Consider the following 25075-nt stretch of genomic DNA (forward strand, 5'->3'; position numbering starts at 1 on the left):
CGTTCACGCCGCGTCGCCTTCGACTTCATCATCATCCAGAGCCGGCTCAGGCTCCGGCATCACCGACTCGAGCGTCCGCCCACCCGCCGCCAGCGTCCGCTTCTGCGCGGGCGTCAAGCGCTTCACCCAATACTCGGCGCGCGACGCGCTCGAACGATCCGCCAGTTCGAACGATGCCAGCACGCGCACCGGCTTGCGCGAGCGCGTATAGCGCGCGCCGGCGCCGCTGACGTGCTTTTCGAAACGCGCGTCGACGTCGGTCGCAATGCCGGTGTAGACGCTGCCGTCCGAGCATTCGAGCAGATAGAGAAACCACGCCACGGACGCGTCAGCCTTTGAACGGATTGTGTTCGCGCAGCTCGTCCACATAAGCGTGGATGCTGTTCTTTTCGTTGTCGAGGAAATGGCCGACCGCATCGGCGAAAGCGGGATGCGCGAGCCAGTGCGCGGAGCGCGTCACTGTGGGCAGGAAGCCGCGCGCCATCTTGTGTTCGCCTTGCGCGCCGCCTTCGAATGCGCCGAGTTTTTCTTCGATGCAGAACTCGAGCGGCTGATAGTACGCGGTCTCGAAGTGCAGACAGGGCACATGTTCGAGCGCGCCCCAGTAACGGCCGTACAGCGTGCCGCCGGTTTTCGCATCGCGCTGATACACGACGAGCGAACTCGCGATCGGCTTGCCTTCGTACTCGGCGATCACGAGCAGCAGATTCTCCGGCATCGACGCGCCGATCATGCGGAAAAAATCGAGGTTCAGATACGGCGTCGAAAAGTGCTCGCGGTAAGTCTGCCGATAGCACTTGCTGAAGAAGCGCCAGTCCGCGTCCTGAATGTCTTCGCCGCGAATACGGCGCATCGTGATGCCGGCGTCGTGGACTTTGCGGCGTTCCGCGCGGATGTTCTTGCGCTTCTTCTGTTCGAGCGTCGAAAGAAAATCGTCGAAGTCGCGATAGCCGTCGTTCAACCAGTGAAACTGCACGCCTTCGCGCTGCATCATGCCCATCTCGGTGAGCGCGTTGGCTTCGGTTTCGGTCGGAAAGAGCACATGCAGCGACGACACGTCGGCCTGCTCGGCGAACGCCATCAACGTCGCAGCAAGGTGGCGCAACGCGTGCGAATCGGCGGCGAGCAGGCGGTTGCCTTGCACCGGCGTGAACGGCACGGCGCACAGCAGCTTCGGGTAGTAGGGCAAGCCGTTGCGCTTATAGGCGTCGGCCCAGGCCCAGTCGAACACGTACTCGCCGTATGAGTGGCCCTTCAGATAAACCGGCGCGGCCGCGGCGAGCTTGCCCGTGAGCGGGTCGGTCAGCGTGACGAATTGCGGCGCCCAGCCGGTGTCCGCGACTGCGCAACGGGTCGCGTGCAGCGCGCTCAGGAACTCATGCCGCAGAAACGGCGTGGGTTGCGTCTGCTGCGCGAGGAGGGCGTTCCATTCGGCGGCGTCCACCTCGGAGGGCGACGCCAGAATGCCCGTGCGATAATCAAAGCGTTCCTGATTCAATCTGTGTGACTGTCCCAATGAGCGACGCGGTGCGTCAAGCACGTACTGCGTCGTTCGTTTATCCGAGTTGTCCGTTCCGTCGAGCCCACAACAAGCCGCTTTATTTGCAAGCCCTCCGCAAGCCTTTCGCTTGCCCGTCGATCCTGCCATGAAGACACGAATCGCTCTTGCTCAAATCAATGTCACCGTCGGCGACTTCGCCGGCAACGTCGCGAAGATCGTCGCCGCCGCGCGTGACGCGCACAGCGCCGGCGCGAAGCTGCTGGTCGCGCCCGAACTCGCGCTGTCCGGCTATCCGCCCGAAGATCTGCTGCTGCGCCCCGCGTTTTATACCGCGAGCGCTGCTGCGTTGGCGGACCTCGCGCAACAACTGAAGCAGTTCGCCGGCTTGCATGTGATCGTCGGTCATCCGTTGCGCGACGCTGCCGACAGTGTTGCCAACAGCGCGGCGAGTGGTCATGGTAATGCAAACGCGCCGATCCAGCGCGGCGTGCCGCCGGTCGACACGTTCAACGCGGCGTCGCTGGTGGTGGACGGCCGGATCGCCGGCACGTATCGCAAGCAGGATTTGCCCAATACGGAAGTGTTCGACGAGAAGCGCTACTTCGCGTCCGACGCGCAGCCGTTCGTCTTCGAACTCGACGGCGTGAAGTACGGCGTGGTGATCTGCGAAGACGCGTGGCATGCGTCGGCCGCGCAAATGGCCAAAGCCGCGGGCGCGCAAGTGCTGCTGATCCCGAACGGCTCGCCGTTTCACCTGAACAAGGAAGCGGTGCGCTTCGACATCCTGCGTGCGCGGATTCGCGAGACGGGACTGCCGATGGTCTACGTGAACATGGTCGGCGCGCAGGACGAACTGGTGTTCGACGGCGGCTCGTTCGTGCTCGACGCGCAAGGCGAACTGGTCGCGAAGATGCCGCAGTTCGAGGAAGCGACGGCGTTTGTCGAGTTTGAAAACGCGGTGCCGTTGCGCGGTCATGGCGACGCGCAGCTCGTCGGCAGCGCAACCCGCGCCAACTCCGCCATCGCCCCCGAGCTTTCGCTCGAAGCACAGGTCTATGCGGCGCTCGTGATGGGCGTGCGCGACTACGTCAACAAGAACGGTTTCCCAGGCGCACTGATCGGCCTCTCGGGCGGCGTCGATTCAGCGCTCGTGCTGGCGGTCGCGTGCGACGCGCTCGGCGCGGATCGTGTGCGCGCGGTGATGATGCCCTCGCGCTACACGGCCGACATCTCCACCACCGACGCCGCCGAGATGGCCCGCCGCGTCGGGGTGCGCTACGACGAAATTGCGATCGCGCCGATGTTCGATGCGTTCCGCAGTTCGCTCGCGCAAGAATTCGAAGGACGCCCGGAAGACGCCGCCGAGGAAAACATCCAGGCCCGCATCCGCGGCACGCTGTTGATGGCGCTGTCGAACAAGTTCGGCTCGATCGTTCTCACGACCGGCAACAAGAGCGAGATGGCGGTGGGCTACTGCACGCTTTACGGCGACATGGCCGGCGGCTTTGCGGTGATCAAGGACATCGCGAAGACGCTCGTTTATCGGCTGTGCCACTACCGTAATCAGGCCACGGCCTTCGGCACGCAGAACGTGATTCCCGAGCGCATTCTGACGCGCGCGCCGTCCGCGGAATTGCGCGAGAACCAGACCGACCAGGACAGCTTGCCGCCCTATGACGTGCTCGACGCGATCATGCGCATGTACATGGAAGAGGACCGCTCGCTCGCCGAAATCATCGCCGCGGGTTATGCGGCCGACGACGTGAAGCGTGTCACGCGGCTCATCAAGATCAACGAGTACAAGCGCCGCCAGGCGCCGATCGGCATTCGCGTCACGCATCGCGCGTTCGGCCGCGACTGGCGCTATCCGATCACGTCGCGCTACACCGAACCGGTGGAATGAATCGGAGCCGCGGGCATTGCGACGCACGCCGGACTGCCGCAAGGCATCCGGCGCGGCGTAGAATAAAAATCATCCATTTCCCTTTCACTCTTCCAGTCACGAGACGAGGTTCGCCATGAAGCGCATCACCGCAGTCATCAAACCGTTCAAACTCGACGAAGTGCGCGAGGCGCTCGCTGAAGTCGGCCTCACGGGTCTGACCGTCACCGAGGTCAAAGGATTTGGCCGGCAGAAAGGCCATACCGAGCTCTATCGTGGTGCAGAGTATGTGGTCGACTTTCTGCCGAAGGTGAAGATCGAGGTCGTCGTCGCGGACAACCAGTGCGATCAGGTGATCGACGCGATCATCGGCGCGGCGCGCACGGGCAAGATCGGCGACGGCAAGATTTTCGTCGCGGACGTGGAGCGCGTGATTCGCATCCGTACCGGCGAAGAAAACGAAGCGGCCGTCTAAGCCGCTCGCGCACCGAAGCGGTGCGCCGGCGCGAGCAGGAGACTTTGCGCAACGTCGACAGAACTCGCGAAGCCTTCGCGCCAATAAAAAACGGTGCGATACCCTTTCGGACATCGCACCGATACGCGCCTCTCGCAGCAGCGTGAAAAAGATTCTCTTGAAGAACTTCTAAGCCCCGAAGGCGCCGCCTTCGGGGAACACCGTTCGATTAGAACGAGTGTTGAATGCCTGCGTACACGCCGGTCTGGCTGTGGCCCGGCAGCGGGTTCTCGTTGTACGAGACCGTGCCGTCCGAAGCGGTGATGTTGCCGCCACGGCCTGCGTTGTTCGCATCCAGACCGAAGTTAGCCGACTTGCTGTTGCGCACGGTCGCGACCTGGATGTCCAGCAGCGTGCGCTTGGACAGGTTGTACGAACCGCCGATCGTGTAGATCGTTGCGTTGCCGCCGCCCTTGTTCGCGTTCACGTGATACACAGCCGCGATCAGTGCTGCAGCCGGCGTGGCTTGCCACGTCACACCGCCCCATTCGTGATCGAGCGAGGTCGGCGCAGCGTTTACCGCGCTGGCAGCCGCGGACGTGCGCACTGCCTGATACGCGCCCTGGATCTTGAACTGACCGAGGAACACGTTGAACGCAGCCGTGTACTCGCGCGATGCCGTGAACGGGTCCGTGAAGTTGCCGTTGGTGCTGTTGCGGATTTCGTCGTACATGCCGCGCAACTGGAACAGCGACGAGGTGTACGTCACTTGCAGACCGGCTTCGCGGCCTTGCGGCGTCGTGCCGTTACCGTTCCAGTTCGTCGCGTTCGACAGCGCGTACTGACCGTACACGTCAAAGCCGTAGAACTTCGGCGACTGGTAAGCGATGTTGTTGCTCGATTGCGGCCAGTTGCGGCCACGCACCAGCGACGCCGACGACCAGTTCGACTGACCGAACGGGTCGAAGTCCCACACGCCGTTCGAGATGAAGAGCATGCGGCCCATCGTCAACGTACCGTATGCGCTGTTCGACAGACCGACCGTTGCCCAGCGATTGAAGAGACCGCCGCCGCCAGGACCCTGACCGTTCATCGTGTTGAACGAGCCTTCCAACTGGAACAGGACCTTATTGCCGCCGCCGATGTCCTCGACGCCCTTCATGCCCCACAGGCTCGTGCCCCAGTCACCACTTTCCGCGCGAAAGCGCGAGGTTGAACCGGTATAGTTGGCGTTCGGCAGGCCGCTGATGTATTCGAGACCTGCGTCCAGGCGGCCATACAGCGTTACGCTGCTTTGGGCATGTGCAACAACCCCGGCCGACATCAGCGCAGCGGCGAGCAAAGCTTTCTTCATCTTCTCCTCCATACCCTGTCAAAAAGTGAAACCCAGTACTGCGAATGGTGTTCGGACGCGAGTTGCGCCGAACAGAAATCGGTACCAGGGAGATTAGCGGGCGGATTGGTCTCCTATCCTGACGTGCAGCCTTGGGGCTGTCTGGTCGTCATGCCGATCCCTCGCCGACCGGTTCTCCTCTGTGCTTTGAAGTAAAACTACTTTTAATGAACTTAGTTTTGCTACTTTGGTTACTAATTTATCAAAAATACACTTGAGTGTGAGAAGAAATTAGTACCGGCGTTGACCTGTGTCTCCAAATTGCAATACCGATGTGGGCAAAGACCCATTGCCGCCTGTGTCAAAACGGCTAAAGCCCTTATGCGACAAGGAAATCACGGATCGACGGGGGCAAGATTAAGGATTGCCACTATTGACGCTTCGGATACGGCAGGGTAGGGGCGAAAAGACGCGTTGGGAGGCGTCCACGCGACGGTTTCGCGGCCGAAAAGCGCGGATTACACAGGTGACCGAAACAAAAAAGGCGCTCGTAAGCGCCTTGTAAAAAGTACTTCGACTACAGCCCGGTCATGAGGCGTTGCGATGAGTCATCGCCAAATCTCAAATACCAGGCTGTGCGATATGTTTTGCTACCGCATTGCTATTTCAGACTGCCGGACAGGAACTGCTTCAGGCGCTCACTGCGCGTGTTTTTGAACACATCGTCGGGGCGGCCTTCTTCTTCGACGCGCCCCTGGTGCAGGAACATGACGTGGTTCGACACGTTTCGCGCAAACGCCATTTCGTGCGTGACGACGATCATGGTGCGGCCTTCCTCGGCGAGCGTCTGCATGACCTTGAGCACTTCGCCGACGAGTTCGGGATCGAGCGCGGAAGTCGGTTCGTCGAACAACATCACGTCGGGATGCATCGCCAATGCGCGCGCGATCGCCACGCGCTGCTGCTGACCGCCCGACAGATGCGACGGATACTGCTTCTCGAGACGCGGCGCGAGGCCCACTTTCTCGAGATATTCGCGCGCGCGGTCTTCGGCTTCCTTGCGCTTTAGGCCGAGCACATGCACGGGCGCCTCGATGATGTTCTCGAGCACGTTCATATGCGACCACAAGTTGAAGTGCTGAAACACCATCGACAGTTTGGTGCGCACGCGCTGCAACTGTTTCGGGTCGGACACGCGCAGCGCGCCCTGGTTGTTCTTTTGCGTGCGGACTTCTTCGCCGTCCACGAAGATGCGGCCGGCGTTCGGCTGTTCGAGAAAGTTGATGCAGCGGAGCATCGTGCTCTTGCCCGAACCGGACGAGCCGATCACGCTGATGACGTCGCCGGCGTTCGCCTTCAGCGAAACACCTTTGAGGACTTCGTTATCGCCGTACTGTTTATGAAGTTCGTCGACGAAAAGCTTTTGCTTCGTGTTGTTCATCGGGGTCCTTGGGCGTGCTTAACCGCGGGGCGTGTGCCCGCTTATTTGCCTTGCGGCCGCAGGTAAGCGAGCCAGCGGCGCTCGGCGCGGCGGAACAGCCACACGAGCGCGAAAGAAATGCACAGATAGAGCAGGGCGGCAATGCCGAACGCGTTGAACGACTGATACGTCGCCGAGTTCACGTCGCGCGCGATCTTCAGAATGTCCGGCACGGTCGCGGTGAAGGCGACGGTCGTGGCGTGCAGCATCAGAATCACTTCGTTGCTGTAGTACGGCAACGCGCGGCGCAGCGCCGACGGCAGGATCACGCGCCGGTACAGCGTGAACGACGACATGCCATACGCGCGCGCCGCTTCGATTTCGCCGTACGGCGTGGCCTTGATCGCGCCCGCGAAAATCTCCGTGGTGTACGCGCAGGTGTTCAGCGTGAAGGCGAGCAGCGTGCAATGCATGCCGTCGCGGAAGAACGCGTTGGTCAGCTCGTGATTGCGGATGACTTCGAGGCTGTACAAGCCCGTGTAGCACAGCAGCAACTGCACATAAAGCGGCGTGCCGCGAAAGATGTACGTGTAAAGCCACACGAGACCGGCGAGCCATTTCCTCTTCGAGACGCGCGCCACCGCAAGCGGGATCGACAGGCAGAAGCCGAGTCCGATCGACACCACCAGCAGCCACAGCGTGATCGCGAGACCCGTGAAGCGGTAGCCGTCCGTGTAGAGATAATTGCGCCAGTATTCCTGAATGATCTCGATCATAGATCCGCCTTTCGCACGCCGGTCGAGTAACGCTTTTCGAGGTACATCAGCACGAAGTTCGACACTGTGGTGATGACGAGATAGATCGCCCCCGCAAGCAGGGTAAAGAAGAAGAACCGCAGGGTGCCCTTGCCCGCATCTTGCGAAGCCTTGACGACGTCAGCGAGTCCGATGATCGACACGAGCGCCGTGGCCTTCACCATCACCTGCCAGTTATTGCCGATGCCGGGCAGCGCGAAGCGCATCATCTGTGGGAACATGATGCGCGCGAACACCTGCCAGCTCGTCATGCCGTAGGCCGCGCCGGCTTCGAGCTGACCGCGCGGCACCGCGAGAAAGGCGCCGCGGAAGGTTTCGGTGAAGTACGCGCCGTAAATGAAGCCGAGCACCGCGACGCCGGCCACGAACGGGTCGATGTCGATCTGGTCCCAGCCGAGCAGGTCGGTCAGATTGTTGAGCCAGATCTGGATGCTGTAGAACAGCAGCAGCATCAGCACGAGGTCGGGCACGCCGCGCACGAGCGTCGTGTAGACGGTGCCGGCGCCGTGCGAGAAGCGGTTCTTCGACAGTTTCGCCGCCGCGCCGAGAAGGCCCAGCAAGAAAGCGAGCGCCAGTGACAACACCGCCAGCTTGACGGTTTGCCAGGTGCCGTTGAGAAGCAGCGGGCCGTAGCCTTGAAGGAACATAGGGGGTCCTTGACGATGCGCTTGCGGCACACCGCGAAAGACGCGGGCGGCCTGGCGCCGCATGTACCGCGAGCGTGGCTCGCCGTGATCCGCGGCGCACAGCGCACCGCTGTGCAAATCATGACTGCATGGCCGTTGCCGGTCCTGCAGCGCGCTTTTCGACTCTCTTTGAAACTAGACCGACTGTATTACGAAGCCTCGCGAGCGCCCATGCGGGCGAGCCCGAGTCTTTTCATTGCTGCGATTGCTGCACCGGACCGGAGCGGCGCCCGGTGCCCAAAGGCGGCGCTCCGACGGTGCCCAGGTGCGTGCTCAGTGTGCCGGATAGATCTCGACGTCGAAGTACTGCTTTTCGAGCTCCGTGAACGTGCCGTCCTGATGAATCTGCGCGAGCGCCTTGTTGAACATCGCCTTCAGTTCGGCATCGTCCTTGCGCAGACCAATGGCCGTGCCTTCGCCGATGGTCTTCGGGTCCTTCACTTCCGGGCCCGCCCACGCGAAGCCCTTGCCGCGCGGCGTCTTCAGGAAACCGGCGTCGGCCTGGATTTCGTCCTGCAGCGCGGCGTCGAGCCGGCCGGACGTGAGATCGGCGTAGACCTGATCCTGGTTCTGATAGGGCACCACGGTCACGCCCTTCGGCTCCCAATACGCCTTGGCGTACGCTTCCTGGGTCGTGCCCTGCTCGACGCCGACACGCTTGCCCTTCAGCGATTCAGCCGTTGGCAGCAGCGGCGAGCCGGCTTTGGCGATCATGCGCGCGGGGGCGTCGAAGAGCTTGTCGGAGAAGTCGATCTGCTCGCGGCGCTTGTCCGTGATGGTCAGCGACGACACGATCGCGTCGAACTTCTTGCCCTTCAATGCCGGGATGATGCCGTCGAAATCCTGCTCCACCCACACGCATTTGACGTTCATTCGCGCGCACAGCGCCTTGGTCACGTCGACGTCGAACCCGACGACCTGGCCGCTGGTCGCCTTCGATTCGAACGGCGGATAACTGGCGTCAACCCCGATGCGTACGGTTTTCCATTCTTTTGCCATGGCGCCGGTGGCCATGACGGCGAGCGCTACGCACAGTGCGAGCTTCTTCATGTTTCTCCTGGGTCAAACTGATCGTCGTGGTGTCCGATCCCGACGAAGCCGGCTCGTGGCCGGCCGTCGCCTCGGCTCGTGGCCGGCCGTCGCTATTCTAGGCGGTCAAAATTGTCGCGCCGCCGCGGTTTTCCGCGTGGTGTCCGGCCTTGCCAGGCCATTGCGAGCCTTTGCCAAGGCTTTGGCAGGCGAGCCTTCGGCCACCCTATGCGTTGAAAAGCGCGGTATTTTACCCGAACAGGGGCGCGGCGCCAGTGCGCGTTGCCCGCGGCGCCGGCGCCGCATGAAGGCCGTTGCGTATGCGCGACGCATTCGCGCGGCGCGTTGCGAAAGCGGTAGACGACGGTTCGATGGGCGCGGCCCGCTTCGCCAACTTCGATTAAGCGGATTTGCGAAACGATCCGGTGCGCCCGCGCCCGATTGTGGATCGGATGGCGAGCCCATACATTCTCGCCATCGCCAATTTCACCGGGAGTACGTCATGATCGAGATTCGCCGCTCCGACGAGCGTGGCCACGCCAACCACGGCTGGCTCGACTCGTATCACAGCTTTTCGTTTGCCGATTATCGCGATCCCGAGCACGTCCATTTCGGGCCGCTGCGCGTGATCAACGAAGACCGCATCGCGGGTGGACAGGGCTTCGGCACGCACGGGCACCGCGACATGGAGATCGTCACGTATGTGCTTGAAGGCGCGCTCGCGCACCGCGACAGCATGGGCAACGGCTCGACAATCCGTCCCGGCGACGTGCAGCGCATGAGCGCCGGCACGGGCGTGATGCATAGCGAGTTCAACGCGTCGCCGGACGAAGAGGCGCATCTGCTGCAGATCTGGGTGATTCCGCAACGCGCGGGCGATCAGCCGGGCTACGAGGAAAAGCGCTTCGACGCCGCCGACAAGCGCGGCCGCCTGCGCGTCGTCGCATCGCCCGACGGCCGCGACGGCTCGGTGACGATCCACGCGGACGCGTCGATTTACGCGGGCTTGATCGACGGCGCGGAGACGGCCAGCTTCGCGGTGCCCGCGGGACGGCTCGTGTATGTGCACGTCGCGCGCGGCTCGCTGACGGTGAACGGCCAGGCGCTGCAAGCGGGCGATGCCGCGAAGCTCAGCGATACGGACACGGTGACGCTGGAAAAGGGCGATCACGCCGAAGTGCTGCTGTTCGACCTTGGGCGGCTCGATAGCTGAAGCGAGGGCAGTTGTTGCCCGCCGCTCAACGCGGAGTTGGTTGAGGGCGCAACCAAGACGGCGCAAAGGGCGCGTGCTGCAAGCTCAGTTTCAGCGGGAATGCGCACGCGCGCCGCTATATGTATATATGGAAAACGCCACGGAGTTTTTGAACTGCGCTCCGTGGCGTTTCTATTTCCGCGAAGCCGCCGCGCTTTGCAGCGCGGCGACCGCGCCGCTTACTGGCTCGCAGCCGGCGCCGACGCCGCGCCGTGATGCTGCTGCCAACGCTCGCGCATCTTCTCGTGACGCGACTCCATCTTCGCAAAGCGCTGCTTCAGCGCCGTGCTGACAGTCGTCTTCTGCTGGTCGTTCAGGCCGTTATAGAACTTGAGCCAGGCGTCCGTGGTTTGCTGGCGCAACTGCGCGTCCTTCTGCTCGATCTGCTGATGAGCCGAGGCCATCGCATTCAGATCCAGAATCTGCTGCTGCTGCGCGGCCTTGAACTGGTTCTTCATCTGCTCGTGGTTCGCGCGCATCGCTTCATGGCCTTGCTTCATCGTGTCGAGTGCGGCTTGCCACTGCTTTTCCTGATCCGCGTTCAGCTTCAACTGATCATGTAGTTGCGTGAGCTCTTTCATGAAGTGACCGTGCCATCCGCCCGGACCGCCGTGGGCCTCATGAGCGGGTTGGGCGGCATAAGCAGCGCCCGCGCCGATGGCGAGAGCGGTGGCGGCAACGGCGAGGGCGCGCGAGATTTTTTTGGTGGACATGTAAGGCTCCTTGTAATGGAATAGCCGACGATGCATCCGATCCAGTTGACGGCCTGCATTCGGTAAGACACAGCGTAGAGAACTGCATCCGGCGCTGTGTTACGCGCCTTTGCGCCGCTGTTACGGGCCATTACGCGCAGCTTTCACCGTAACACCCGGTAACCCTTGAGGCCTCTGTGAAATCGAAAACCGCTGCTGCCGCGCGTTAAACTTCATTCCATGGCTACTCAAATACTTGTTGTCGACGACGACGTCGAACTGCGCGATCTGCTGCGCGACTATCTGGCCCGTCAGGGCATCGAAGTCTCGGTGCTGCACGACGCGGGCTCGCTCGAGCGCAGGCTCGAACGCGAGCGTCCCGACCTGATCGTGCTCGACCTGATGATGCCGGGCGTGGACGGGCTCACTGCATTGCGCAAGCTGCGCGCGTCGGGCGACGATATCCCGGTCATCATGCTGACCGCGCGTGCGGACGACGTCGACCGGATCGTCGGTCTGGAACTCGGCGCGGACGACTATCTCGGCAAGCCGTTCAATCCGCGCGAGCTGCTCGCGCGCGTGCAGGCGGTGTTGCGCCGGCGGCGCACGCTGCCTTCGGCGGCCGCGCCCGAACAGCGCGAGCCGTTCAGCTTCGGCCGCTTCACGCTCGACTTCCAGTCGCGCACGCTGCATCAGGAAGACAAGCCGCTCACGCTGTCGGGCAGCGAGTTCGCGTTGCTGAAAATCTTCGTGAACCATCCCATGCGCACGCTGACGCGCGAGCGTCTGCTCGAGCTGCTGCACGGTCCCGAATACGACGGCACCGACCGCGGTATCGACGTGCAGGTGTGGCGTCTGCGGCGCATTCTCGAAACGGACCCGTCCACGCCGCGCTTCATTCAGACAGTGCGCGGGCGCGGCTACGTGTTCGTGCCCGACGGCGATCAGAATGCGCCGGCCCATTGATTCGTTGTTCGGACGGCTGGCCTTGCTGGTCGTCGCGGTGCTGCTGCTGTCGCATTTCGCGTGGTATGCGCTCATGCGCCTCGAGCGCAGCCAGTTGCAAACCCGCTACGCCGTCGAAGAAGCCACGTTCCTCGTCGACGCGGTGCGTCAGCACGTGGCCCGCAATCCCGATCAGCCGCTGCCGTCGCGCGTAAAGCTCGTCGATCCGGCGAGTCCCGAAGTACCGCCCGAGACATCGAATCTGCCGCCGCCGCTCGAACGGTTTATCGAAGACGCGCGCGACCGCATGCCGTCCGGCACACAGGTCCGCGTCGGTTTGCCGGGAGCGCCGCCCACGCTCTGGGTGCGCGCACCGAGGGACCGCAGTTGGATCGTCGTGCCGGTGCAGCCGCTGCGGCCACCGCGCTCGCTCGACCGAACGGTGCTGTGGCTCGTCATCATCTTCTCGTTCGCGGTGATGGCGGCGCTGTTCGCCGCATGGGCGTTACAGCAGCCGTTGCGCTCGCTCGCCCAGGCAGTGGCGCGCTTCGGCCGCGGCTTGCCGGTGCCGCCCGTGCCCGAGCGCGGACCGCGCGAGTTGCGGCAATTGACGCATGGCTTTAACCAGATGGTGCAGGAAGTCGCGCGCACCGAGAACGACCGCGCGGTGATGCTCGCGGGCGTCGCGCACGATCTGAAGACGCCGCTTGCGCGCTTGCGTCTGCGCGCCGAAATGATGGACGAAGCGAAGATGCGCGACGGCGTCGTGCGCGACGTCGATTCGATGACGCACATCGTCGAACAATTCCTGGTGTTCGCGCACGACGGCGCGGATCGCAGCGAAGCCGTCGAGGTCGATGCTCAATGTGAACGCGTCGTGCGCAGCTATCGCGCGGTGGCCTCGGGCGCGCCTGCGGTGCAGACCGATCTGCGAGCCGGCCCCGGCTTCATGCTGCCCGCCGCCACGCTCGACCGGATTCTGTCGAACCTGCTCGACAACGCGCATGCGTACGGAGCGCCGCCTATCGTCGTCGCCACTGCGCGCACGGCGGAAGGCTTCACGTTGTCGGTGAGCGATAACGGCAAGGGCATCGCCGCGCAGGATCTCGTCAACGCAAGCCGGCCTTTCGTGCGGCTCGACCCCGCGCGCGGCGGCAATGGCCACAGCGGTCTTGGGCTTGCGATTGTCGAGCGGCTGGTGCGGCGCGCCGGCGGTGAGTGGCAGATCGGCAACCACGACGGCCGCGGCTTGCGCGTCTTGATGAGCTTCCCGTTTTCGGCGGTGCCTCAGGCGAGGGCGGCGTCGGAGAGCAGTGTCTGGTGATTTGAGTTGCAGGCGCGGCGTTGCGTCGCGCCTGGTTTTGTCGTGGGCTGGTGTGGTCCGCCGCCGAGGTCATCCCAGGTCATTACTGCGACCGCGACCACAACTGCTTCCCGCTCGCGAGCTAATCCGAAAACAACGTATTCAGCGCGTTCGCGGCTTCGCTATCCACCGTATTCCACGTCACGGTTTCGGCTTCGAAAATATAGTGGGTCGTGTACTTGCCGAGGCGGCCGAGTATCTCTTCCTGAATGACTTCCGGCGCGACATCGAGCTTCAGATACCACGCGGTCGACGACAGCCGCGTCTGGAACGCGCCATACTCAGCCAGCAGATGGTCGAACGCGTCAGCATCCTGATCGCGGCAAACAATGACCAGATTTCCCTTCATGCGAATCTCCCGTTAAAGCGGTAGCGACAACTCGAGGTCAGTGTCGATCATACCTGCTTGCTTGCGGAAGGCTCGAAGCTCCGGCTTGCGTCGCGTCAAGGAGCGGACTCGCCGTTACCAGACGCTTGCGACCGTGCGCGCGGGCGGGGCGGTGTCGTCGGGCGGCAGCGCTTCGGTGCGGTCGCGCCCGCCGGTCTTGGCGGCATAGAGCGCCATGTCGGCGCGGCTCATGATCCGCTCGGGGAGGTCGTCGACGGACAACTCCGTGATGCCGATGCTCACGCTAAGCGTAACGGACGCAGGCAGTTTCGCCGACGGCACCGCTTTCAGACGCAATCGCAGGCGCTCGACCACTTCGCGGCCGCCCGCGAGATCGGTGCCGGGCAGCAGCACACCGAACTCCTCGCCGCCGAGCCGGCCGATCGCATCGGCGCCGCGCAGTTCGGCGCGGCAGGTCTCGACGAAATGCTCGAGCGCGCGGTCGCCGGCGGCATGGCCGAAGCGGTCGTTGATCTGCTTGAAGTGATCGAGGTCGGCAATCGCCATGCAAAGCGGCTGGTTGCCGAGGTGCGCGCGATCGATCTCGTGACGCAGCAGATCGAGGAAGTAGCGGCGCGACAGCGCGCCCGTCAACGCGTCGTGACGCGCCTCCGCCGAAAGCAGCGTATTGGCCGACTGCAACTGCTCGGCGAGATCGCGCGTGGCCCGATGATGGCGCCGCTCGCGCACGTACGACACGGTGATCACCCACGCGAGCGCCACGGTGCCCGCCAGCGTCAGAAACACCAGCAGATGATCGCGCTTATGGTTGCGCAACAGCTCGGGCCAGGCCGAGAGCGGTTCGACCAGATGCGCGGAGAGCCCCGAGTTCAAACCGCCGCGCGTCTGATACAGCGACGGCCCCAGGCGGCCGGCCGAGCCGAACAGTTGCCCGGCGACGGTCGCCGAGACCCACGGCGCCTGCTCGCGCACTTCGTTGTCGACGCGAATCTGGATGTCCGGGAACGCGTCGCGGCGATAGGTCACGGTGCGCTCGGCGACGCTCATCTTCGTCACGCGCGAATCGGGCAGCGCGTGGCCTTCGAGCTTGCTGTCGTGCGCCATGATGATGACGCCGTTATCGTCGGCGACGAAGGTGCCGGCATGCGCGACCCAGTGGCGCAACCGCGCGATGCCGACCTTGGCGACGACCGCGCCCGCGAGTTCGCCGTCCGCATAGACGGGGACCGCGATGAAGATGCCGGGTTCGCCGCTCGTGCGGCCCACGCCATAGGTTTCGGAGAACGCGCCGAGCAGCGCGTTGGTCAGATACGCGCGCACCCGCATGTCGACGCCGACGAACGAGGCGCGCCGCCTCTGCGGATCGCCGGAGACATCGCTCGAGGCCACGCAGATGCCGTTGGCATTCACGAGCCACACCTGATCGAGCCCGGAGAAGCCCTGTGCCCGGTGCAGGAAGGTGCTGACCGCGCCAAGATGCGGGTCTTTTAGCAACGCGGCGCGCAGCGCGGGTTCCGTCGTCTCGCCGTTCGCGGCATAATTCCGGGATTGCACCAGCGCGTTCTGGACCACGTCCATTTCGGCCATGGTTGCGGGAATGGCTCGCGACATCGCGAGGTCGCTTGCGATCACCTCCGCCATGTTGTCGACGATCGAGGCGGCCATCTGACGCTGCGCGTGCAACGCCGCGTTGAGCTCTTGCTGTACCATCCGGTCCGCGACCATGCCGGCCACGAACCAGCAAGCCAGTACGATCAGCACGAAGCCGATCGGGCCGGTTGCCTGGCGCAAGGTTGTCCTGTTCATCGACCCTCTGATCCGTCTGGCTGAGACATGCAACTAGCTTATTCGTGGCAGCGCCGCGGCGCCGTTTCGCCCGGGGTTGCGCCGCGCGGGCCGGGATAAAACCATCCATACGGGCGCATCTTTAGTGGATTCTAACCGTCATGGGGCCAGACGGCACCCTTATCGCGGCAATGAATCCAGATGGGCTGCACCCATCAGGCTCTTAACGGCAACCGCGCCGTTTTCTTGATGCCGGGAGCGGCAATAGGCCACGCGCGACGAGACGCGCAACGAGGCTCGCGGTCTTCACGGAAGCTTCGCGGAAGGCCACTGTCAGGCCATTGCCGGGCCGTTGTCAGGCGGGGCGCAGCAAGTTGCCGGATTTGCCTTCAAAGGTTGTGCCTGAAACATAGGATGGTGTAGTGTCGTGCCGTCCAAAACAAAGGAAAGCTCGCCAGCCTACGGGCGGCGCCTGCGGCGACAGGACTCAGGCTTGACGGTTGCGGTTCGGGGGCGGCTTGCCCATCGGCGCTTCCGTTGCCGGTCCACCTGTCTCGTACGCTAACGATTTACCGCGCACACGCGTTTTGCCATGCCTGATTTCCGCTTTCCGGACCGAACTTCAGACCGCCGCGCGGCAGCCGCGGCCTCCTTCGCGCATTCGAACGCCTGTATTAACGAGGAGCCGGTCTGATGGATTTCAGCTTCAACCTGAAGCGCACCGCCAACGCGTCGGCATGGCGCGTGCTGCCCAACCGCTGGGACTTCGTCGCGTTTCCGCTCATCATCTGCATCATCGCGATGGCGGCGATCGGCTTTCACGAGACGCTCGCGCCGATGTCGACGCTGAAGACGCAGGCGATCTCGCTCGATCCGGCGAATCTGCCCGAGTACGCAATGCGCACCACATTGCGCATGCTCGCGGCGATGGTCGCGTCGCTGATCTTCACGCTCGCCTACGGCACGCTGGCCGCGAAGAGCCGCCGCGCCGGACTCGTGCTGGTGCCGATTCTCGACATCCTGCAGTCGGTGCCGGTGCTCGGCTATATCTCGTTCACGGTCACGTTCTTTCTCGCGCTCTTTCCGGGCCGCGTGCTCGGCGCCGAACTCGCGGCGATCTTTGCGATCTTCACGAGCCAGGCGTGGAACATGACGTTCAGCTTCTATCAGTCGCTGCGCACGGTGCCGCGCGATCTCGATGAAGTCTCGCGCGGTTTTCATCTGACGTCATGGCAGCGCTTCTGGAAACTCGAAGTGCCGTTCTCGATGCCCGGCCTCATCTGGAACATGATGATGTCGATGTCCGGCGGCTGGTTCTTCGTGGTCGCATCGGAGGCGATCACGGTCGGCAATAACACGATCACGCTGCCCGGCATCGGCGCGTATCTCGCGCAGGCGATCGTGGTCAAGAACCTGCATGCGATCGGCTGGGTGATCCTCGCGATGACGGTCGTGATTCTCGCCTACGATCAGCTCCTGTTCCGTCCGCTGGTGGCGTGGGCCGACAAGTTCCGCATGGAGACCACCAGTTCGGGCGACGCGCCCGAATCGTGGCTGCTCGATCTGATTCGCCGCACGCGGCTGATTCACCGCTTGCTGGTGCCGCTCGGCTGGATGTTCGCGAAGGCCGCGCGCGTGCCGTTCCGCTTGCCCGCGCTGCAGGCGCCGCGCTTTCCGATTCCGCAGATCCAGAAGAGCTCGCGCATCGGCGACATCGTGTGGGGCGCGCTCGTGCTGGTCGCCACTGTCTATGTGGTGTATCGCGTGTTCATCTACGTGCGCACCGGCGTATCGCTCGATGAAGTCGGCCACGTGTTCGTGCTCGGGCTGATCACGCTGCTGCGGGTTGTGGTGCTGATCGCGCTGGCGTCTGTGGTCTGGGTGCCGGTCGGCGTGCTGATCGGCCTGCGGCCCGCGCTCGCCGAGAAGATTCAGCCGCTCGCGCAGTTTCTGGCCGCGTTCCCGGCGAATCTGCTGTTTCCGGTCTTCGTGATCGTGATCGTGCGCTTCAACCTGAACCCGGATGTCTGGCTCTCGCCGCTGATCGTGCTCGGCACGCAGTGGTATATCCTGTTCAACGTGATTGCCGGCGCGACTTCGTATCCGAACGACTATCGCGAGGCGGCCAAGAATTTCCATATCCGCGGCTGGCAGTGGTGGCGTCAGGCCATCTTGCCGGGCATCTTCCCGTACTACGTGACGGGCGCGATCACCGCGTCGGGCGGCGCGTGGAACGCGAGCATCGTCGCGGAATTCGTGCAGTGGGGCGACACGAAGGTGGCCGCGCACGGGCTCGGCGCCTATATCGCGCAGTCGACGGCGGCGGGCGATTATCCGAAGATCATCGTCGGCATCGCCGTGATGTCGCTATTCGTGACGCTGTTCAACCGCCTGCTGTGGCGTCCGATGTACGCCTACGCCGAAGCGAAGCTGCGGCTGGACTGAGGCCACGAAGCCCTGAGGCCCTGACGCTACGCGCCTGGCCTGCCGCGGTGCACGACAAACCTGCGCGGCCCGGTGTTTTCCTGAGAATTGAAGGCATAACGCGATGCAAAATCCTAAAGCTGCCACGACCGCCACGCCGATCCAGACGCCGCCGAAGCCGCCGCGTCTCGGCGAAGAAATCCTGCGCGTCAAGGACGTGTGCCGCGGTTTCAACAAGTCGCAAGGCGAACTGCTGGTTCTCGACGACGCCAACCTGTCGCTGCGCGAAGGCGAGATCGTCGGTCTGCTCGGGCGTTCGGGCTCGGGCAAGTCGACGCTGCTGCGCATCATCGCCGGTCTGATCGAGCCGACCGACGGCGAAGTCACGTACATGGGCAAGCCGCTCGACGGTCCCGCGAAGGGCGTCGCGATGGTGTTCCAGACCTTCGCGCTGTTCCCGTGGCTGACCGTGCTGCAAAACGTGGAAGCCGGGCTCGAGGCGCAAGGCGTGGCCGCGCGCGAGCGGCGCGAACGCGCGCTCGCCGCGATCGACCTGATCGGCCTCGACGGCTTCGAGAACGCGTATCCGCGCGAGTTGTCGGGCGGCATGCGCCAGCGCGTCGGCTTTGCGCGCGCGCTGGTGGTCGACCCCACACTGCTTCTGATGGACGAGCCGTTTTCCGCGCTCGACGTGCTGACCGCCGAGACGCTGCGTACCGACCTGCTCGACTTGTGGACGCAAGGCCGCATGCCGATCAAGGCGGTGCTGATCGTCACGCACAACATCGAGGAAGCGGTCTTCATGTGCGACCGGATTCTCGTGTTGTCGTCCAATCCTGGCCGGGTGATCGCCGAGATCAAGGTACCGTTCAAGCATCCGCGCAATCGTCTGGATCCGGCGTTCCGGCGTCTCGTCGACGAAATCTACGCGAAAATGACCGCGCGTCAGACCGACGAGAAAACGCGGAAGGGCCTCGAGCTGCATAGCTGGTTGCCGCACGTGTCGACCAACCTGATGGCCGGTCTGATCGAGACGCTCGCCGCCGCGCCGTATCACGGCCGCGCGGACATGCCGGAAATCGCGCGTTCGCTGCATCTCGAAGTGGACGATCTGTTCCCGGTCGCGGAAGTGCTTCAGCACCTCGGTTTCGCCGACGTCCGCGAAGGCGATATTTTCCTGACGCCGCCCGCGCGCGTGTTCGCCGAATTCGGCACGCAGGAGCGCAAGATGATGTTCGCCGAGCATCTACTGCGGCATGTGCCGCTCGCCGCGCGAATCAAGAAGGTGCTGAACGAGCGGCCGGGGCATCGCGCACCGCGCGTGCGCTTCGAGCAGGAACTGGAGGATTTTCTGTCCGACAGCGCCGCCGAAGAAACGCTCGACGCGGTCATCAACTGGGGGCGCTATGGCGAGATTTTTTCCTACAACGACCAGACCGAAATCTTCAGTCTGGAAGACGTGGAGTCGTGACCACCGCGGCGCTCACGTAGTACGGTTCAATGAAAACGGCAGGGGAGACCCTGCCGTTTTTCGTTATGCGGTGCGATTCGTTTTATTGCAGATTGCCCCAGCGCTCCACGGCCGGTTCCGCCGACGCCCATTTCCAGCCTTTCTCCTGCTGACACGCGCTTGCCGTGTACCAGTCTTCGCGTGCGTTCGGTCCGTCGCCGTCCTGCACCGAGAACACGAACTCCTTGCATAGCGCGAGCGCCGAGCCGAACGCGCGCGTGACGCGCACCTGGCCGTGGCCGTTCTCGATGGGCAGCGTATGTTTGACGGACCACGGACGCGTTTCGCCGACGGGCATCGCGCCGGCCAAAGCCGCGATCAGATTCTGCTGGTCGCTGTGCATGCTGCGCATGTAGCGGCCGATGGCTTCGTCGGTGGCGGCTTGCACCGCGATACCGACGCCGATGCCCACCGCCGGATTCGACGTGACGAGGCCGGACGCGACGCCGGCGGCTGCGCCGCTCGCCGCGCCGATCGACGAGCAACCGCTCGTGAGCAGCGTCGCACTGAGACATAGCACGCCGGCGAGCGCCGTCAGACTCGCGCGATGCAGCCGCTGAGCGGCCGGAAACGCACGCGCGGTCATTGCAATGCGCCCCAGCGTTCGGTGGCGGGTTCGGCCGACGCCCATTTCCAGTTTTCGCCGTCGCGGCAGATGGAGGCCACGTAGAACGCGCTGCTGGCCGGGACGTTTTTCGTCGCGATGTGGTCGACCGAGAAGACGATTTCCTTGCAGTCGAGCGCGCCCGCGCTGATCGTGCGGCTGACCGTGACGCGGCCGTGTTCGTCGTCTTCGATCGGCATGGAATGCGTGACGCTCCACGGCGCGATCGCGCCCACTTCGAGCGGCCCGGCGATCTTCGCGATGCCGTCCTGCGTATTCCGGTGGACCACGCGCTCGGAGTACTGCACGCCCGCTCGCGCCGCGGCCACCGCGCCGAGACCGATGCCGGTCGCGACGGCGGCGTTGCTCGTAACCTTCGCCGCGAGCGCGGCGCCGGCGATACCCGCGCCGGCGGTGGCGCCTTCGGTGTAGAACGAACTGCAGCCCGAGAGCGCCGACGCAAACGCCAGGCTCAACGCAACGAGGACCGTTGCGTTACCCCATCCGCGCCTCGCTTCTGGTTGACGGCGCACTTTCAAGCGCGGTTTCAAGCCTGGTTCCAGGCACCCGGCGCACAGCATTTTCTTTTGCATCCCTGTCTCTACTCTTGCAAGTGCTCCAGCTCGCGTGCGAAGGCAACGGCGAGCCGGCGGCATGTCGTCCCATCGTCGAAAATGGGCTGCTGCATTTTGCAGGATGCGTTTTGTAAATGGCAGAGGGAAAGTGCAAGCAATTGCAAAACATGGTGCGCACCAAACCGGTTTCTGCTCACGCTGCAGACCGGTTTGATTGGTGGTGCGAACTGTTTGATGAGGAAACTTCTGCTGAAGCGCGTCTACTGTTCGGTGTCTTCGTCGGTACTTTCGTCGCCATACGCGCTCAAGCGGTTGTAGAGCGTTTTCAGGCTCACGCCGAGTGCTTTTGCCGCACGCCGCTTGTCGCCGCCGCAGTACTTCAGCGTGCCGAGAATGATCTGCTTTTGCGCGTCGGCGAGCGGCGTGCCGATCCATACGCTCATCGCGTCGCCTTGCGTCACGGGCCGCTTCACTTTCGACGCGAGGTGCGGGTGCGGCAACTCGACCGTTTTCTCCGCGAGAATGAACGCGCGGTACACCGCGTTCTTCAGCTCGCGCACGTTGCCTGGCCACGACCACGTGCGCAGCGTTTCGATCGAGCGTTTGCTGAAGCTCTTGCTGGTGCCTTCCTGCTGATTGAGCTGCGCAAGAAAGTGTTGCGCGAGCAGTTCGCGGTCGTTCTCGCGCTCGCGCAGCGGCGGCGCGCGCAACGGAAACACCGCGAGCCGGTACATCAGATCCTCGCGCAGACCGTTTTCCTTGACCGCGACGGCCGGGTCGCGATTGGTCGCGGCGATCACGCGCACGTTGCCGCTGATCAGCTCGTTGCCGCCGACGCGATAGAACGTGCCGGTCTCGAGCGCGCGCAGAAGTTTCACCTGACGCACGGGCGCCATTTCGGTGACTTCGTCGAGAAACAGCGTGCCGCCGTTCGCATGCTCGAAGTAGCCGACGCGCCCTTGGACCGCGCCGGTGAAGCTGCCTTTTTCGTGGCCGAACAGTTCGGCCTCGATGAGCTCGTCGGGAATCGCGCCGCAATTCACGGCGACAAACGGCGCCTCCCTGCGGCTGCTTTGATCGTGAATCGTGCGGGCGATCAGCTCCTTGCCGGTGCCCGATTCGCCGATGATCAGCGCGGTCGCGTCGGTGCTCGCGACGCGCTCGATCTGCTCGTACAGGTCGAGCATCACCGGGGACGAACCGTACAGCAGGCCGTACGATTTCAGTCCCGCGACGCCGTCCGCTACGCGCTGCTTTGCCTGTGCGGAAGCGCTGCCGCCGGCGGACACAGTGGGCGAGGCCAGATCGATTGACGCCATAAACGGGGAAGTCCTGTGCAAATGAGTTCGTTGGTGCGGCGCGCAGGCCTGGGAACGAGACGACCGAAGTTCTATCTCACAAAGGTCGATTTAACCACTTTGACAGCGCTTCCTGCAATCTATGTGAAGGCGATCGGCCGCGCATCGCCGCGAGTCGGTCGAAACTGCGCGTGGCGCGCGCCGGCCGCGCCCGCGAACCCGCAAAGTTACCGGGCACATGCATTGCAGCTTGCCCCCGGCACGCGTGCGCTCAGGCCGCGGACACCGCGGACGCCGCAGTCCGCGCGGGCGCTGAACCAGACGAGGAGTGAAAGATGACAGACACGACGCAACAGCTCGCACTCGGCGGCCAGAAGATCGTCCAGGATCTGCGGGTGCTGCTGAAGGATTCGGAAGAAATGCTGCGGCTTGCCGCCAATGTGCCGGGCGAGGGCGTCGGCGCGCTGCGCCAGAAGCTCGGCACCCATGTCGAGACGCTGCAGTCCGCGCTCGGCGACGCACAGGAAAACGCGCAGCGGCGCTATCGCTTCGCAACCGTCAACACGGAACGCTACGTGCGGCAGAACCCGTGGAGTTCCGTCGCGATTGCGGCTGGCGTCGGCTTCGTCTTGGGCGTGCTGAGCGCGCGCTAGGCGCGGGTTCGGCGTCCGCTGCGGCCGGCTGCGCGGCGCGGCGGTTTGCACTCTCTGCCTCTCTGCATCTAACGATCACAAAACGACCACAAGGAGTTCATGATGGCTCGACCCAAAATTGGCATTTTCGGTGCGCTGATGGCGCTCGGCGGCTACCTCGCGGTGCGTTATGTGCAGCGCAGCCGCGCCGCGCAATCCACCACCGGGCGCGAGTTGAACCGCTGGGAAGACGAGGGCGGCGCGGTCGTCACGCCGTCGGCGGCGTCTTCGTCCGCTTCCTCCGCGCAGTCCGGCACGGGCTCGCCGGCATCCGCCGGTCCGGGCGCGCATGGGCCGAACGGCTCCGCTCACCCGGACGCCTGGCCGTTCCCGCACAGCAGCTAGGCTGCTTTCCCGCCGCGCGCCGCCGCCGATCCGCTGGGCATGCGGCGCGTCTCCGGGACTGTTAAATTGTCTCTATAAAGCCGTATAATAGGTAAATACAGAACAATAGTGCCGATCACGTCGCGATTTATGCGTGTATTGTTGCAATATTGAATGGAATCGGTGACCAAGCGCTGTCGGAAGTTGGCGTACGCTCACTTTGAGACAGGTATGCCCGCCACCCGCGCGAGGTCGTCGGCGCTTTTTCAGCATGCTCGCCGCATGCTGTTCCTCCCACGCTTGCAGGCTTTCGAGACGCGATGCCACATGTACTGATTGTCGATGACGACGCAAGTACCCGCGAGGCGCTTTCCGCCATCATCGGGGAAGACGGTCTGACCACCGCCACCGCGGGCGATCTGCGCGAAGCGCGCATTCAACTGGTCCGGCAAATGCCGGACGTTGTCTTTACCGATCTCAAGCTGCCGGACGGCAGCGGGGTCGAACTGTTCGAAGATCTCGATCCACGCTCCGGCGTGGAAGTGATCGTGATTACCGGCCACGCCACGGTCGAGTCGGCGGTGAACGCGCTGAAAATGGGCGCCACCGACTACCTGGTGAAGCCCATCAACATGCAGCGCGTGAAGGCGATTCTGTCGCGCCTGCCGCGTGCCGGCGACCTGAAGGCCGAAATCGGCACCTTGCGCGGCGAACTGCGCCGCATGGGCCGCTTCGGTCTGATGCTCGGCAATTCGCCGGCCATGCAGGAGGTCTACGACCAGATCGGCCGTGTCGCGCCGACGGCGGCTTCGGTCATGCTGGTCGGCGAATCAGGCACCGGCAAGGAAGTGGCGGCGCAGACGCTGCACGAGCTCAGCCTGCGTCGCAAGCATGCGTTTCTCGCAGTGAATTGCGGCGCGATTTCGCCGAATCTGATCGAGTCGGAAATGTTCGGCCACGAGCGCGGCTCGTTCACGGGCGCGGATCGTCAGCACAAGGGGTATTTCGAGCGCGCGAACGGCGGCACGCTGTTCCTCGACGAAATCACCGAAATGCCGATCGAATTGCAGGTCAAGCTGCTGCGCGTGCTCGAAACCGGCATGTTTATGCGGGTCGGCACGACGAAGGAAATCGAAACCGACGTGCGCCTGATCGCCGCGACCAACCGCGATCCGGAGCAGGCGGTGCTGGAAGGAAAGCTGCGGCTCGACCTCTACCATCGGTTGAACGTGTTTCCGATCAGCCTGCCGCCGCTGCGCGATCGCGGCAAGGACGTCGAACTGCTCGCGCAAGCGTTCCTGGAGGAACTCAACGAGCGGCACGGCACGAAGAAGCATTTCCCGCCCGCGGTGAAGGAGATGCTGCTGTCGTATCCGTGGCCGGGCAATGTGCGCGAGCTGAAGAACTACGTGCAGCGCGCGCACATCATGTCGGGCACGGACTCGGACAGCACCGCGACCGTGCCGTTGCAGATCACGTTGTCGAAGCCGGCTGCGGGCACGGCGATCACGATTCCGTTCGGCACGTCGCTCGCCGAAGCCGACCGTCAGTTGATTCTGGCCACGCTCGAGCAGTGCGGCGGCGTGAAGACGCGCGCCGCGGAAATTCTCGGCATCAGCTTGAAGACGCTGTACAACCGCCTCGTGGAATACGGCAACGACGCGCGCGAAGACGGCGATGCCGCCGACGAATCGCGTGCGCTCGGCGGCGCGGACGCTTAACGTCCTGCGCTTAAAGTCCGGCGCGTAAAGTCCACGCGCCGCTTCCACCCGCCGCTTCCCGTCGGGAGCGCCGCTTCAACGGCACAGCCCTTGCTGCATTCAACACAAATGCATAGCGAGGACCACTGACATGCCGCACTACGCTGCCGCTCCCGCGCTGCCGCTTCGCCAGCACGCGCATCGACCGGAGCCGATCGAGCCGCCGAGTCCGGGCGAGCCGGATACGGTGCCAAATCCGGATCCTGAACCGATCGAACCCGTCGAGCCGCCGATTGGCGACCCGCCTCCGCAGCCCACGCAGACTCCGCAGGCCAGTCGGCGTCCGCCAATCTCTCTGCAACTCTGAATTCCTTGCCGTTCGCGCCTTGGCGGGCGCAGCAAATTTGTGTACATGTTACAAATGCGACGCATGATTTACCGG

At 63.8% G+C, this 25075-nt stretch carries 24 protein-coding genes; 11 read left to right on the top strand and 13 right to left on the bottom strand.

Going from position 1 to position 25075, the window contains the following annotated elements; genetic code table 11:
* Window positions 1-3: 3 nt before the first annotated feature.
* Together AB6809_RS15825 and AB6809_RS15830 are read right to left on the bottom strand one after the other, a co-directional pair.
* The gene (locus tag AB6809_RS15825) at window positions 4-321 is read right to left on the bottom strand and encodes a GIY-YIG nuclease family protein (RefSeq protein WP_029970043.1); all 318 of its coding nucleotides are present in this window, start codon (window positions 319-321) and stop codon (window positions 4-6) included.
* Between the two features lie 7 nt (window positions 322-328).
* Window positions 329-1498, bottom strand: a complete 1170-nt coding sequence (locus AB6809_RS15830; RefSeq protein WP_006048446.1) for a GNAT family N-acetyltransferase — start codon at window positions 1496-1498, stop codon at window positions 329-331.
* A 148-nt stretch (window positions 1499-1646) separates the two neighbouring features.
* Between AB6809_RS15830 and AB6809_RS15835 the strand changes: the two genes are divergently transcribed.
* Both AB6809_RS15835 and glnK read left to right on the top strand, forming a co-directional pair.
* Window positions 1647-3404 carry an NAD+ synthase gene (locus AB6809_RS15835; RefSeq protein WP_029970041.1) on the top strand — a complete coding sequence of 586 codons (1758 nt, stop codon included), beginning with the start codon at window positions 1647-1649 and terminating at the stop codon, window positions 3402-3404.
* 115 nt (window positions 3405-3519) lie between these two features.
* Window positions 3520-3858, top strand: coding sequence for a P-II family nitrogen regulator (glnK, locus tag AB6809_RS15840; RefSeq protein ID WP_006048444.1), 339 nt, complete (start codon window positions 3520-3522; stop codon window positions 3856-3858).
* Between the two features lie 208 nt (window positions 3859-4066).
* Here glnK and AB6809_RS15845 read toward each other — a convergent pair whose 3' ends face one another.
* From AB6809_RS15845 to AB6809_RS15865, 5 genes are all read right to left on the bottom strand, one after another.
* Window positions 4067-5191: a porin gene (locus AB6809_RS15845; RefSeq protein ID WP_029970040.1), complete on the bottom strand. Its 1125-nt coding sequence runs from the start codon at window positions 5189-5191 to the stop codon at window positions 4067-4069.
* Between the two features lie 640 nt (window positions 5192-5831).
* The gene (locus AB6809_RS15850; protein WP_029970039.1) at window positions 5832-6611 is read right to left on the bottom strand and encodes an ABC transporter ATP-binding protein; all 780 of its coding nucleotides are present in this window, start codon (window positions 6609-6611) and stop codon (window positions 5832-5834) included.
* A 41-nt stretch (window positions 6612-6652) separates the two neighbouring features.
* Complete coding sequence (locus AB6809_RS15855) at window positions 6653-7366, bottom strand: ABC transporter permease (RefSeq protein ID WP_006048441.1); 714 nt, start codon at window positions 7364-7366, stop codon at window positions 6653-6655.
* On the bottom strand, window positions 7363-8052 hold the full coding sequence (locus AB6809_RS15860) for an ABC transporter permease (RefSeq protein WP_006048440.1): 690 nt from the start codon (window positions 8050-8052) through the stop codon (window positions 7363-7365). The genes AB6809_RS15855 and AB6809_RS15860 overlap by 4 nt, the downstream gene beginning before the upstream one ends.
* A gap of 312 nt (window positions 8053-8364) precedes the next feature.
* Window positions 8365-9141 (bottom strand): ABC transporter substrate-binding protein, encoded by a 777-nt coding sequence (locus AB6809_RS15865; protein WP_029970037.1) that lies wholly within the window; start codon window positions 9139-9141, stop codon window positions 8365-8367.
* 481 nt (window positions 9142-9622) lie between these two features.
* Between AB6809_RS15865 and AB6809_RS15870 the strand changes: the two genes are divergently transcribed.
* Window positions 9623-10333 carry a pirin family protein gene (locus tag AB6809_RS15870; protein WP_029970035.1) on the top strand — a complete coding sequence of 237 codons (711 nt, stop codon included), beginning with the start codon at window positions 9623-9625 and terminating at the stop codon, window positions 10331-10333.
* A gap of 218 nt (window positions 10334-10551) precedes the next feature.
* Here AB6809_RS15870 and AB6809_RS15875 read toward each other — a convergent pair whose 3' ends face one another.
* Window positions 10552-11085: a periplasmic heavy metal sensor gene (locus tag AB6809_RS15875; RefSeq protein ID WP_006048437.1), complete on the bottom strand. Its 534-nt coding sequence runs from the start codon at window positions 11083-11085 to the stop codon at window positions 10552-10554.
* A 219-nt stretch (window positions 11086-11304) separates the two neighbouring features.
* Between AB6809_RS15875 and AB6809_RS15880 the strand changes: the two genes are divergently transcribed.
* Both AB6809_RS15880 and AB6809_RS15885 read left to right on the top strand, forming a co-directional pair.
* Entirely contained in the window at window positions 11305-12030 is a 726-nt protein-coding gene (locus tag AB6809_RS15880) for a response regulator (RefSeq protein WP_006048436.1), read from the top strand.
* The gene (locus tag AB6809_RS15885) at window positions 12014-13333 is read left to right on the top strand and encodes an ATP-binding protein (protein WP_006048435.1); all 1320 of its coding nucleotides are present in this window, start codon (window positions 12014-12016) and stop codon (window positions 13331-13333) included. The genes AB6809_RS15880 and AB6809_RS15885 overlap by 17 nt, the downstream gene beginning before the upstream one ends.
* A 121-nt stretch (window positions 13334-13454) precedes the next feature.
* Here AB6809_RS15885 and AB6809_RS15890 read toward each other — a convergent pair whose 3' ends face one another.
* Window positions 13455-13721, bottom strand: a complete 267-nt coding sequence (locus AB6809_RS15890; RefSeq protein WP_006048434.1) for a hypothetical protein — start codon at window positions 13719-13721, stop codon at window positions 13455-13457.
* A gap of 114 nt (window positions 13722-13835) precedes the next feature.
* Complete coding sequence (locus AB6809_RS15895) at window positions 13836-15527, bottom strand: sensor domain-containing diguanylate cyclase (protein ID WP_029970034.1); 1692 nt, start codon at window positions 15525-15527, stop codon at window positions 13836-13838.
* A gap of 672 nt (window positions 15528-16199) precedes the next feature.
* Here AB6809_RS15895 and AB6809_RS15900 point away from each other — a divergent pair.
* On the top strand, window positions 16200-17951 hold the full coding sequence (locus AB6809_RS15900) for an ABC transporter permease subunit (RefSeq protein WP_006048432.1): 1752 nt from the start codon (window positions 16200-16202) through the stop codon (window positions 17949-17951).
* A 103-nt stretch (window positions 17952-18054) separates the two neighbouring features.
* A complete protein-coding gene (locus tag AB6809_RS15905) occupies window positions 18055-19401 on the top strand; it encodes an AAA-associated domain-containing protein (protein WP_029970031.1) in 1347 nt (448 codons plus the stop codon).
* Between the two features lie 82 nt (window positions 19402-19483).
* On the opposite strand, the gene AB6809_RS15910 is transcribed toward AB6809_RS15905, so the two are convergent.
* The 3 genes from AB6809_RS15910 to AB6809_RS15920 form a co-directional block, all read right to left on the bottom strand.
* On the bottom strand, window positions 19484-20026 hold the full coding sequence (locus AB6809_RS15910; RefSeq protein WP_006048430.1) for a hypothetical protein: 543 nt from the start codon (window positions 20024-20026) through the stop codon (window positions 19484-19486).
* A complete protein-coding gene (locus tag AB6809_RS15915) occupies window positions 20023-20637 on the bottom strand; it encodes a hypothetical protein (protein WP_029970028.1) in 615 nt (204 codons plus the stop codon). The genes AB6809_RS15910 and AB6809_RS15915 overlap by 4 nt, the downstream gene beginning before the upstream one ends.
* 242 nt (window positions 20638-20879) lie before the next feature.
* The gene (locus AB6809_RS15920; RefSeq protein WP_006048428.1) at window positions 20880-21938 is read right to left on the bottom strand and encodes a sigma-54-dependent Fis family transcriptional regulator; all 1059 of its coding nucleotides are present in this window, start codon (window positions 21936-21938) and stop codon (window positions 20880-20882) included.
* A 314-nt stretch (window positions 21939-22252) separates the two neighbouring features.
* Here AB6809_RS15920 and AB6809_RS15925 point away from each other — a divergent pair, with 314 nt between their 5' ends.
* From AB6809_RS15925 to AB6809_RS15940, 4 genes are all read left to right on the top strand, one after another.
* Window positions 22253-22570 (top strand): YqjD family protein, encoded by a 318-nt coding sequence (locus AB6809_RS15925; RefSeq protein WP_006048427.1) that lies wholly within the window; start codon window positions 22253-22255, stop codon window positions 22568-22570.
* Between the two features lie 102 nt (window positions 22571-22672).
* Entirely contained in the window at window positions 22673-22954 is a 282-nt protein-coding gene (locus tag AB6809_RS15930) for a hypothetical protein (RefSeq protein ID WP_029970026.1), read from the top strand.
* A gap of 299 nt (window positions 22955-23253) precedes the next feature.
* Window positions 23254-24654 (top strand): sigma-54 dependent transcriptional regulator, encoded by a 1401-nt coding sequence (locus tag AB6809_RS15935; protein WP_006048425.1) that lies wholly within the window; start codon window positions 23254-23256, stop codon window positions 24652-24654.
* Window positions 24655-24784: 130 nt separating this feature from the next.
* On the top strand, window positions 24785-25000 hold the full coding sequence (locus AB6809_RS15940; protein WP_006048424.1) for a hypothetical protein: 216 nt from the start codon (window positions 24785-24787) through the stop codon (window positions 24998-25000).
* Window positions 25001-25075 lie beyond the last annotated feature (75 nt).

It is taken from the genome of Paraburkholderia sp. RCC_158 (assembly GCF_041355255.1).
Classification (GTDB): domain Bacteria; phylum Pseudomonadota; class Gammaproteobacteria; order Burkholderiales; family Burkholderiaceae; genus Paraburkholderia; species Paraburkholderia graminis.

Bases quoted from the DNA above. Each gene is read 5' to 3' on its own strand.
- AB6809_RS15835 (WP_029970041.1), top strand. From the start codon at position 1,647: ATGAAGACACGAATCGCTCTTGCTCAAATCAATGTCACCGTCGGCGAC.
- glnK (WP_006048444.1), top strand. From the start codon at position 3,520: ATGAAGCGCATCACCGCAGTCATCAAACCGTTCAAACTCGACGAAGTG.
- AB6809_RS15845 (WP_029970040.1), bottom strand. From the start codon at position 5,191: ATGAAGAAAGCTTTGCTCGCCGCTGCGCTGATGTCGGCCGGGGTTGTT.
- AB6809_RS15850 (WP_029970039.1), bottom strand. From the start codon at position 6,611: ATGAACAACACGAAGCAAAAGCTTTTCGTCGACGAACTTCATAAACAG.
- AB6809_RS15855 (WP_006048441.1), bottom strand. From the start codon at position 7,366: ATGATCGAGATCATTCAGGAATACTGGCGCAATTATCTCTACACGGAC.
- AB6809_RS15860 (WP_006048440.1), bottom strand. From the start codon at position 8,052: ATGTTCCTTCAAGGCTACGGCCCGCTGCTTCTCAACGGCACCTGGCAA.
- AB6809_RS15865 (WP_029970037.1), bottom strand. From the start codon at position 9,141: ATGAAGAAGCTCGCACTGTGCGTAGCGCTCGCCGTCATGGCCACCGGC.
- AB6809_RS15870 (WP_029970035.1), top strand. From the start codon at position 9,623: ATGATCGAGATTCGCCGCTCCGACGAGCGTGGCCACGCCAACCACGGC.
- AB6809_RS15875 (WP_006048437.1), bottom strand. From the start codon at position 11,085: ATGTCCACCAAAAAAATCTCGCGCGCCCTCGCCGTTGCCGCCACCGCT.
- AB6809_RS15880 (WP_006048436.1), top strand. From the start codon at position 11,305: ATGGCTACTCAAATACTTGTTGTCGACGACGACGTCGAACTGCGCGAT.
- AB6809_RS15885 (WP_006048435.1), top strand. From the start codon at position 12,014: ATGCGCCGGCCCATTGATTCGTTGTTCGGACGGCTGGCCTTGCTGGTC.
- AB6809_RS15890 (WP_006048434.1), bottom strand. From the start codon at position 13,721: ATGAAGGGAAATCTGGTCATTGTTTGCCGCGATCAGGATGCTGACGCG.
- AB6809_RS15895 (WP_029970034.1), bottom strand. From the start codon at position 15,527: ATGAACAGGACAACCTTGCGCCAGGCAACCGGCCCGATCGGCTTCGTG.
- AB6809_RS15900 (WP_006048432.1), top strand. From the start codon at position 16,200: ATGGATTTCAGCTTCAACCTGAAGCGCACCGCCAACGCGTCGGCATGG.
- AB6809_RS15905 (WP_029970031.1), top strand. From the start codon at position 18,055: ATGCAAAATCCTAAAGCTGCCACGACCGCCACGCCGATCCAGACGCCG.
- AB6809_RS15910 (WP_006048430.1), bottom strand. From the start codon at position 20,026: ATGACCGCGCGTGCGTTTCCGGCCGCTCAGCGGCTGCATCGCGCGAGT.
- AB6809_RS15915 (WP_029970028.1), bottom strand. From the start codon at position 20,637: ATGCAAAAGAAAATGCTGTGCGCCGGGTGCCTGGAACCAGGCTTGAAA.
- AB6809_RS15920 (WP_006048428.1), bottom strand. From the start codon at position 21,938: ATGGCGTCAATCGATCTGGCCTCGCCCACTGTGTCCGCCGGCGGCAGC.
- AB6809_RS15925 (WP_006048427.1), top strand. From the start codon at position 22,253: ATGACAGACACGACGCAACAGCTCGCACTCGGCGGCCAGAAGATCGTC.
- AB6809_RS15930 (WP_029970026.1), top strand. From the start codon at position 22,673: ATGGCTCGACCCAAAATTGGCATTTTCGGTGCGCTGATGGCGCTCGGC.
- AB6809_RS15935 (WP_006048425.1), top strand. From the start codon at position 23,254: ATGCCACATGTACTGATTGTCGATGACGACGCAAGTACCCGCGAGGCG.
- AB6809_RS15940 (WP_006048424.1), top strand. From the start codon at position 24,785: ATGCCGCACTACGCTGCCGCTCCCGCGCTGCCGCTTCGCCAGCACGCG.